The 10,136-nt window shown below is 54.5% G+C and carries 4 protein-coding genes; all 4 read left to right on the top strand.

The annotated features are described in order from the left end of the window. The first annotated feature begins 27 nt into the window (after positions 1 to 27). The 4 genes from FU659_RS21560 to FU659_RS21575 are packed head-to-tail and all read left to right on the top strand — an operon-like array spanning position 28 to position 10,082. Positions 28 to 1,185 carry a hypothetical protein gene (locus tag FU659_RS21560; protein WP_147949437.1) on the top strand — a complete coding sequence of 386 codons (1,158 nt, stop codon included), beginning with the start codon at positions 28 to 30 and terminating at the stop codon, positions 1,183 to 1,185. Beyond that, positions 1,134 to 9,113, top strand: a complete 7,980-nt coding sequence (locus FU659_RS21565; RefSeq protein ID WP_147949438.1) for a chitobiase/beta-hexosaminidase C-terminal domain-containing protein — start codon at positions 1,134 to 1,136, stop codon at positions 9,111 to 9,113. The genes FU659_RS21560 and FU659_RS21565 overlap by 52 nt, the downstream gene beginning before the upstream one ends. 30 nt (positions 9,114 to 9,143) lie before the next feature. Next, positions 9,144 to 9,848 (top strand): S1 family peptidase, encoded by a 705-nt coding sequence (locus FU659_RS21570; protein ID WP_147949439.1) that lies wholly within the window; start codon positions 9,144 to 9,146, stop codon positions 9,846 to 9,848. Between the two features lie 15 nt (positions 9,849 to 9,863). After that, positions 9,864 to 10,082, top strand: coding sequence for a hypothetical protein (locus FU659_RS21575; RefSeq protein ID WP_147949440.1), 219 nt, complete (start codon positions 9,864 to 9,866; stop codon positions 10,080 to 10,082). Positions 10,083 to 10,136: the final 54 nt, after the last annotated feature.

The raw sequence follows: 10,136 nt of genomic DNA on the forward strand, positions 1-10,136 counted from the left end.
TTTTTACCAAATTGAGGCGGTGTAAAAATGGCATTGAAGCAAAAATCAATCTATGCGATTGTATTTGCTGGTTTATGTATCGCATTACTGGCAAGCTTTGCAGCTTACCATGCGAGTGCTAACACAGGGCGATGGACGGACGGTGGCAATCCGGATACGAGTTGGTTTGACGTCGATCCTTCCTTCGGAACCTTTACGATTAACACGCCGGCGAAGCTGGCTGGCGTAGCCAAGCTGGTCAATGACGGGATCAGCCGAAATGGCGTGGCGATCGACGGTTTTAGCGGAAAAAGGCTGGAGGTTAGTACGGATCTGGATTTATCCGCGTACTCCTGGGTACCGATTGGTACGGATACAAAGCCCTTCAAAGGGACGTTGATAACAACGGACGGGCAAGCTAAGGAAATTCGCGGTATGAAGGTAGCTGACGATCGCATTTACAGCGGCTTGATCGGATACATGGACGGGGCAACGGTAGGCGGATTTAAATTCACCAGCGCCGGCAGCATCAACATGTCTTCGGTTACTCAGGGCGTCTATGCTGGGGCAGCTGTCGGCAAAATGATCAACAACAGCTATTTGTACGATATAACGAACGACATGACCATCACGGTCGATACAGCATCTCGCGATACCTACGTTGGGGGAATCGTCGGTCAAAGCGAAGGCCATATCTCTAATCTCATCAATAACGGTGCGGTTACGGCATCCGGTGGAACGGTTTACGCCGGAGGGGTCATCGGAAGTGTGTACGGCAGTGGGTTGGAATCTGTTAAATTATGGAATAATGGGGCACTTAACGCGGTGAGCAGAGCGGGGAATGACGTGTATGCCGGCGGTATCGCAGGCTATTCGCCTCAATTCATCATGATGAGCAACTACAACACCAATATTTCGAATGCAGGGGCAGTAACCGTGTCCGGCGGATCAAACCTTTATGCCGGCGGCATTTTGGGCAAAGCCAACGGGCAGGCGATCTTTTCCCCGGACACCGTAAACAGCGGAACGATCACAATCACGGCTCCATCGGCAAGCGCATCGTATGCCGGAGGGCTGGCAGGCTTCCTCGGCACCGCGCAGGCGGATGTTGCATTCGTCAATACAGGGTCGTCACGAATAACGGCGGAACCAACGTGTACACGGGCGGTATTGCCGGCTATGTCGAGGGCGAATTTACGTATGTGAAGAACTATACTAACAGCGTAAGCATTACGGCAACCGGTAAAGATCACCTCTATACCGGCGGGCTGATCGGCTATGCGTCAGGAGCGTTCAGTTTTAAAGGTGCGGCAAAAAATACGGCTGCACTTCAAGTTTCCGGAGGAGTGCAGCCGGGTAAGCCGGATGAAGTGTATACCGGCGGATTGGTCGGCTATGCCGCGAACCGGGTGCTTTTCGACAATACGACTGCGCTTGCTTTTGAAAATAGCGGGGCCATCACGGTAACCGGCGGTACCGGACTGTATACGGGCGGGATCGTCTCCAACCGGGCTTATGCGAGAACAAGCGGCGAACCAAGCGATAACGTCTCCAGCATCGGAGATATCAAGGTCACAGGCAAGACGAAGCAGTATACGGGCGGCTTCATTGGCATCGTCCCGGAAGAAGGACTCGATAAAACGATCGCAGGCGCATCGTTCGCAGGCGACATCACGGTTACGGCAACGACTTCCAGCCCGGACAGCACTGTCAGTACGGGCGGAATCGTTGGCTACTATATGAATGCCAGCGGAAGCGGAAGTATTACCGGGGCATCATTTAAACGGACACCGGCCGGCATGGTCCAGGGAGTTCCGACATACCGGAAGGGAACGCTGACATCGACAGGCGGCGGCGCGTACACCTATACGGGCGGTATTGCCGGTTACGTTGACGGCGGCTTGATTTCCGGCGCAACCGTAGGGAATACGGCGGACAGCCAAGCAGCGCTTACAGCTGACGGCTTCATCGGCGGCGTGGCGGGATATTTGAAAGGGACTATTCATTCGGCGAATGTCAAATATGTGACCGCGACGGTCCAGACCGTTGACGGCTTCGCTGGAGGCGTTGCCGGTACGGCACAAGGCACAATCACCGGAGCAACTGTAGGCGACGCGGCATCAGCAGGCAGCGACAGCGTGAAATTAGCTGCTGCTGCGGGCATCGACCGTTTGACGGCAGGCGGTATTGTCGGACGGAGCGAAGGGCCGCTTACGGTTACGGGCAGTCTGGTTACTCGCATCGGATTACTTAATGAAGCGGGAAGAAGCGGCTACAATTTGGGCGGGATGGCCGGCATACTCGGCCCCGATGCCCAAATCGGAGCTTCCGGGGCACCGGTTGAAGTCAAGCAGATAGAGATCGCCGTCAAGGCGGCTAACAGTAATGCGGGCGGGGCTATCGGCATCAACCGCACATCGCAAATTACTCTGCTTCATATAGAGAATATCGTTACTCAAGTGCCGGCATCCGGAATCAAGGTCGGCGGAGCCATCGGTATTCAGGAAGCCGTTATGAACGCCCCAAGCTCAGGCTTTGCCATCACGGCAAAAGATGTGACAATCACATCGCAAGGCAGCACCAATCAAATTGGCGGGATTGCCGGCAATAATACCGGAGTCATCAATGCGGTCCACACCCAAAATTATCAGCTTGAGGCAAGCGGTGACAGTGCGGAGCTCGGTGGGATCGCCGGACATTCCGAAGCGCCGAACAACAGCACCGTGCCGGCCGGCATCGCCGGCGCATGGGTACGGGCAGGAGAGGAGCCGCTGCTGACAGCGACGGGAACGAACGCCGTAATCGGCGGGATTGCCGGGTATGCGCGGAATACCGAGATCAAGGATCCGGTGATCGATGCCGAGCTTCCCGACTACGCGATGATATCCGTTACGGGAGCGAATGCCAAGGCCGGCGGGATCGCCGGAAGCATCGAGAATGGTAAAATCGTCGGCGACGCGGTGAAGCTCAATGCGGACAACGTGTTTATTACCGGCAACGCTTCTGCAGCGTCCCCCTATATCGGCGGTATTGCCGGATACAGCGACAAAACGCGGGTGGAAAAAATATCATCGGGTTATGTCAATCTCGTCGTAGCAAGTTCGAACGCAGTGGTCGGCGGGATGGCCGGCTACAATCTGAGCGGCGATACGGCCGGGGTTATCGTAAACAATCATACGGATGCCCTTAGCATCAAGGTGAACCCGACCGCTTCCGCATCTACAGTCGGCGGGATCGTCGGAATCAATGACCGCCGTGGCTCAGATCCGAGTACGGATCCTAGCAAAGCGGTCAGCACGATTCAGAATAGTCGGATCGTCGGTACGATTCAGGTGAATGCGAATGCAGCTGTAACTGGCGGGATGGTCGGCGACAATCGCAGCTTGATCGCAAATAACAGCATTTCCGATAAAATAGCGGTGATCTCCAAAGGGAATTCCGGTATTGTAGGCGGCTTGGCCGGCATAAATACAAACAGCGGAACGTTGTATTACACCTACTCCAACGCGAACCTGACGATTGAAGGCGAAAATACGCTGGCCGGTGGACTGGTCGGCGAAAACCGCGGTCAGGTGACCGCTTCTTATGTGGACATTGATATTACCGGCAGCGCTTATGGAACAGAAGGCAATTCCGTTTATTTGGGCGGAGTCATCGGCCGCAACAGCGGAACGATCGACAAATCGTATTCGGTTTCCAAAGTGACAGCCAAAGGCAGCTACACGATCGTCGGCGGTTTGGTCGGCGAGCATGCGGCAGGCAGCATCACGAATTCTTATGCGGCCAAAGAAGTAGTTGCGAGTGCCGATCATTCTTATGCCGGCGGACTGCTTGGCCGAATTACGAACGGCAATGTGACGACTGCCTATTCAGCCGGCAAAGTATCGGCCGTTGAAGGCTCGTATGCCGGCGGCTTTGCGGGACGTTATGACAATGCAAGCAAGGAACTGCTTTATAAAGCGTATTATGTGAAAGATGCAGGCAACGATATCAACGCGGATTTGCCCGACTTTGCAGAAGGCAATATGCGTTGGCTGAATGTGCAGGCACGGCTTAGCACAATTTTGGCGGAAACGCTCAAGAACAGAGATTATTTCCCGACGCTGTCAGGCTGGGATTTCACAACGGTCTGGAGATACGGCTCGCTGAATGCCGTATATAAATATCCAGAATTGATCCGCGTGGCCAACAGCGGAGGAGAGACGGGCAGCGACGACGTGAATGCCAACATCAATTGGTATATGCGCGATCAAGGCGCTTATACCTTTGAGTTGAAGAGCGAGGCGGAGCTGGCAGGCCTTGCGGCCATCGTCAACGGCTCTATGCCCGGCGTAACCAAGTTCTCTTTTGAAGGCCGGACGATCAAAGTGATGAATCCGATCCATATTCAATCGAAACAATGGTCGGCAATCGGCAGCAGCGAAGACAGCCCATTCCAAGGACATTTTAACGGAAACGGCCAGCTCATCGACGGTCTGACGGTGACACCGGTCTCGTACTCCGGACTGTTCGGCGTGATCGGGCAGCAGGCGAAGGTGGAGAATGTCAATATCGAACCTTTGTCCGTGGCTGGACAACAGTTTACCGGCGTGCTTGCCGGTGTGAATCAAGGCGCTGTCTCCAATATCAGCATCAAGCTGCTGGGTGGCGTGAAAATCAGCGGCGGCACTGTCGGCGGCGTGCTTGGCAAAAATACGGGTACGGTATCAGGCATCGCGATTAGTCTTGAGGGAGGCAGCCGAATCGAAGCGACAGGCACGAATTCGGTTGCCGGTGGGCTGATCGGCGACAACGCGATGGCGCTTAACCCGGGACTGTTTGCCTTCAAGCCGGTTGATGCAAGCATCGGCAGCTCGGCCGACAATGCCACGGTCGGAGGGCTGATTGGCAGACAGACCGGCGATGTGCGCGGCTTCAGCGTGGATATTGCGGCGAACTACCGCATTTCGGCGACAGGCGCAAACAACACCGTGGGCGGTCTGATCGGGCAGTACGTATCCGGGCAAGCGGAGCATATCGCGCTTACCTTTACGGACGGTACGCTGCAAACGTCAGGTGCGGGATCGACTTTAGGCGGTGTGATCGGCCAATCGGGTCCGGGCAATACGGTCAGCGACGTTACGCTGGCGGTCAAGCAGGATGGCCAGCATATGACCGGCAGCGGCATTGTCGGCGGGATCGTGGGAGCCAAGGAAGGCCGGGGCACCAATTCGTTTGACTTGGACCAAGTGAAAGTGGATAACGTGAAGCTGGTTGCCACAGGCAGCGGCGGGCAAGCCGTTATCGGCGGCATCGCCGGAAAGATCGCGAATGCAGCGGTGGGGCAGGCATCAGTAAGCGGCGCGATCAAAGCGGCCGGAGATCAAGTCATTGCAGGCGGTATCGCCGGACAGGCAGACAATGCCATTCTGTATATGGTGAATGTGACCTCGGACATCGACGCCGCGGCCCAATCGGGCGAGTCCTCCATCGGAGGCGTTGCGGGGATCATCTCGTCCAGCGATGTCAATCGGGCCTTTGATTTCGGTAAGCTGGCACCGTTCTATAGAGGCATATACCAAGCAACCGTCTCTGCCAAAACGATAAAAGCAGCAGGCGCGGATAACGGAGCCGTCCTTTTTGTCGGCGGCATCGCAGGCAAGAATACGGCAGCGTCGATCTATCATTCGGTATCCGCTCCGGCCCTTGCGGTCAGCGGCGGGAAAACGTCCGCGATCGGCGGTATCGCGGGATACAACAGCGGGAACATCGTCAGCACGGCCGCTCATAGCAGCATCGCCGCAGATTCCAGCCGCGTTTATCATGTCGGCGGGGTTGTCGGCCAATCGGCTGGCGGCGAAATCCATTACACGAGAGCGACTGCAGCAGCCGGAGAGAAGATCACGGTAGGCAGCGCAGTGACGAAACCGGGTGTAATTCCGGCAGCTCACGTCGGCGGCTTTGTAGGAATAGCCGATAATACGCTATTTACGAATTCTTTTGCCGATATCCCTGTGCAGGTGATATGCGACAATCAGGACAATACGATCTATGCCGGCGGATTTGCAGGTTTGCTGGGGGATACCGACCCGTCAGGATCGGGCGCCATCAAACGGGCTTACGCCAAAGGAACCGTGGAGGTTCAAGGAATAACGGGCGCTTATGCGGGCGGGTTCGTCGGCTCCGCAGACCGTTATGCGATTAATGAAGCTTATACGACGGGAAAAGTCGCGAATAGTGGCTTTGATACACGCACCGGAGGCTTTGCCGGAGTTATCGAGCGTATGGCTAGCGTGAAAAATGCTTATGCGATGCAGGAAAAAGTAACCACGACTGGGATCAATCACGCGACAAGGTCGTATACCGGTGGGTTTGCGGGGTATAACGATGGCGTGATCCAGAGTGCCTTTGCCGGCACCCCTGCGGTTACCATGAATGTCACCGGCGCAAATGCGTTTATAGGAGCGTTTATAGGCTACAATTTCAGAGACGGGAAAGTGACGTCGTCCTCCTATCTCGGATCGCTCGCTCCGACGGGCCGCAACTTAGGCACGGGGGAGGCGATGAAAGCGGAAGGCGACCTTACCGGGTCATATGCATTCGGTAACTGGAATTTTGACATCGATGCCTCCTTCCTGAGTCAGAACGGAGCTTCGGATATTGTCATCCAGAGCGAGAAGCAGTTGATCGGCATCACGACGTTCTATAACGATCCAGGGACCGAATTTTACGGACTGTTTAACCGGACGGCTGCTGCGAAGCCTGAGATGAACAAGTTCTCTCTCGGGGCGGATATTGCTATGGATGGCCGTCCATGGGTACCGTTTGCCGCTTTCTACGGAGAATTCGACGGCAAAGGCAAATCGATTATAGGGCTTAAGGGCACGGCCCTGGGTGCGTCCGCTTACGGCTTTGTTGCCGAGAATTACGGAAGCATCGCCAACGTCACCTTTGTCGGCGCCGATATCACAGCAGGCACAAACACAGGTATCGTCGCTGGGATCAACCATGCCGGGGCGACGATCAGCAACATCACGATCAGCGGCGGCACTGTGCAAGGCGCCGATTACACCGGCGGGGCGATCGGCCTCAATAGCGGTAACGCGGACCGCATAGCCGTGAATGCTACGATCAGCACGGCGGGCAGCGTTGCAGGCGGCATTGCCGGTGCAAATGAAGGAAAGATCAGCAAAGCTTATTCCAGAGGAACAATCACCAATACCAATTCCAGTCAAGCGATAGCTGCGGGTGGAATTACTGGGGAAAACAGAACTGCCGGAGACATCGGCGAATCGTTCTCCTTTGCCAATCTTGCCATCTCCTCCGATCAAGCGACGGTGGGAGGCATTGCGGGACTGAATCGGGGTAAAATCGGCAATACGTACTACTCGGGACGTTTGAGCGCCGACGGGACATCCAAAGCGTGGGCCGGCGGGATAACCGGGTACGCTGTCGAAGGCACGATCAGCGATTCCTTGAATGTCGGCGAAGTTGTCGCTTCAGTCGGCGGCAAAATCGATCCGGGCGCATCTTATTTCGGCGGCATTGCCGGCAAGAAGGAAGGCGCGGCCGTTATCGCGAATACCGCTTTCAACAAGCAAATGCTGAAAACGGACACTGCTTACTATAACGCCGTTGGAAAAAGAACGGCCGGCGTAACCGGCGAAGCGATCGGTCTGTCGGCCAAGGACATGGTCTCAGGAACGCTGCCGATCGGTCTGAATGCCGGATTGTGGCAGGCTGCTCAAGGTTTTTATCCGCAGCTTGCAGCATTTAGCGGAACCGCGGTATCCAAACTGAGTACAGCAGCCGTTATTTTTAGCGAGAAGGATTCCATCTATGGCATCAAATCCGATTTTGGGTTGACTCGCGACAGTGAGGTAACTTGGACGGCCGATCCGAATGGAATTACCATCGTCAAGGCTTCGGAAGCAACGAAAGGCTCGATGAAAACAGGCGGCAGCGCCGTACTGACAGCAGCGGTGAACGGAGAAGCCAGAACGTGGACGGTGAATGCGCCAGCTTTGTCATTCGTCGATACCGCGAAGAAACCGGGAGTCGTTTCCGGTGAAAATCCGTTTGCCGATCAAGTTTCCGTTGTGCTGGCTGCAGACGAACTGAGCGGCAAGATCGTGTATACGTTGGACGGCAGCCAGCCGGACGCATGGTCCAAGGTTTATACCGCACCTATCGTGCTGAAAGATACGACAACGATCAAGGCGATGACGATAGCGGAAGATAAGGAAAACAGCGAGGTCATGACGGCGACTTGGACGAAGAAGCCTCCGTTAATGGGCGGCGGCGGATGGGGCCCGCCAATTGTCACCGAACCGGGTATTGCCGCTAACATTGGCTCCAAGACGGTTCAGACAGATAACAAAACTTCAGTGTCCGTCGCCAAAAACAGCAAATTGACGTTAACGGCGCCGGATGGTCAGATCATTTACTATACGACTGACGGCAGCACACCGACGAAAAACAGCGCTCGCTATACCGGAGAGATTGTGATCACGGGGAATATGATCATTAAAACGATCACGGATAAAAACGATCAGGTTGTCATTATGAACTATCAGGTGGAAAACGCCAAGTATGATTTGAAAAGCGATGCGAGCCAAATTAAATACATTTCCGGTTATGAAAACAATGAATTCAGGCCGGACAACGCGCTTAGCCGTTATGAGATTACGTACATGCTCGATCCTCTGCTGAATAAAGAGGATGTGACCGTAGCGGGCGTGCTGAGTGACGTAACCAGCGGCAGACAAGACGCCGTGGCATTCTTTACGTCGGCGGGCATCATTGAAGGTTACCCGGACAAGACCTTTGGCGGCGCTAATAAACTGACGAGAGCGGAATTCGTCGTTATGATGGCGAGAGTGCTGAAGCTGAATATTTCAGAGACCGGAGCGTCAACGTTGGAGGATGTGAATGGCCATTGGTCGGAAAAATACGTCAATGCCTTTACCAAAGCAGGGTATGTGGATGGCTTCCCAGACGGTACCTTCAAGCCTGACAACGAAATCACCAGGGCGCAGGCTGTTGTGCTGATCAACCGGATTACGGGCATGGCGAAACAGGACGGGCCCGCGAAATTCAGCGACCTTCCGCCTACGCATTGGGCTTACTCCGACATAATGGCCGCGACGAAGTAAGCGCGGCGGCCCGGAAAGGCGGTATAGACAATGAAAAGAAAAATAGTCGCGTTATGTTTGTTCCTCTTGTTGCTTTCTGGCATAAGCCTTTTTGTTCAGGCGAATGCGGATGAAGCAACGACTTATAATGCCGAGGAGATTTATGAACGTGCGGAAAGCGCGGTGTTTTACATCCGGGCCTTGAATGACGACAATACGTTAAAGGCCTCCGGTACCGGGGTGATGATATCCCCAGACGGCATCGCGGCAACGGCTTATCATGTAGTCGCGGAGGCCGATCACCTCGAAGCCATTTTCAACGACGGACGAATGGTCTCTTCAATCGAAGTGCTCGGCCGCGATGACCAGACGGATGCGGCGATATTGAAGCTGCCTGCAGCAACCGCAGTGGCGCGGGAGAATGCATCTTTTGAGAAGAAAGCATCGTATAACGCTCTACGAGTCAGGGAAACGGCGGTCAAGCATGGCGAGAAAGTATTCGCCATCGGATACCCGATGAAAGATACGCCGATCATTACAGAGGGCATTATCAACTCCCCGAAGGCGGAAATCAACGGGCGGGACCGCATTTTGACCTCGGCGCAAATCGTAGGCGGCATGTCCGGAGGGCCGGTCATCGACCGGTACGGGCGTTTGGCCGGGATCGTTTCCGGGTCCATGCGAACGATGAACAATATCCATCTGGTCATTCCAACGGAGCAATTGAGAAATTTGCTGCCGCCATCGACCAAGTAACAGGTAGAAAAGTATGTGAAATCCATTCAAAAAACGCAACAGAAGCCGACTCGCCATATGGCGATGTCGCTTCTGTTGTATGGGATAAATGTTATTCTATCTGGTATTCATAAATTCATAACAGATTATGAGGCTGTTCCATTGTTGCAGGCTGTTTTTGAGCAAGGAGAGCTTGTCTATGAGATGGATTTGATGAAAAGTTTTCGCAAACTCGTGCCTTCAGTCGTGAGTTAGAAAACTTCGGATAGGGCGTGGCTTATGCCACGTTAACTATCCGACACATGTTTA

This window comes from Paenibacillus sp. N3.4, assembly GCF_008017805.1.
Classification (GTDB): domain Bacteria; phylum Bacillota; class Bacilli; order Paenibacillales; family NBRC-103111; genus Paenibacillus_E.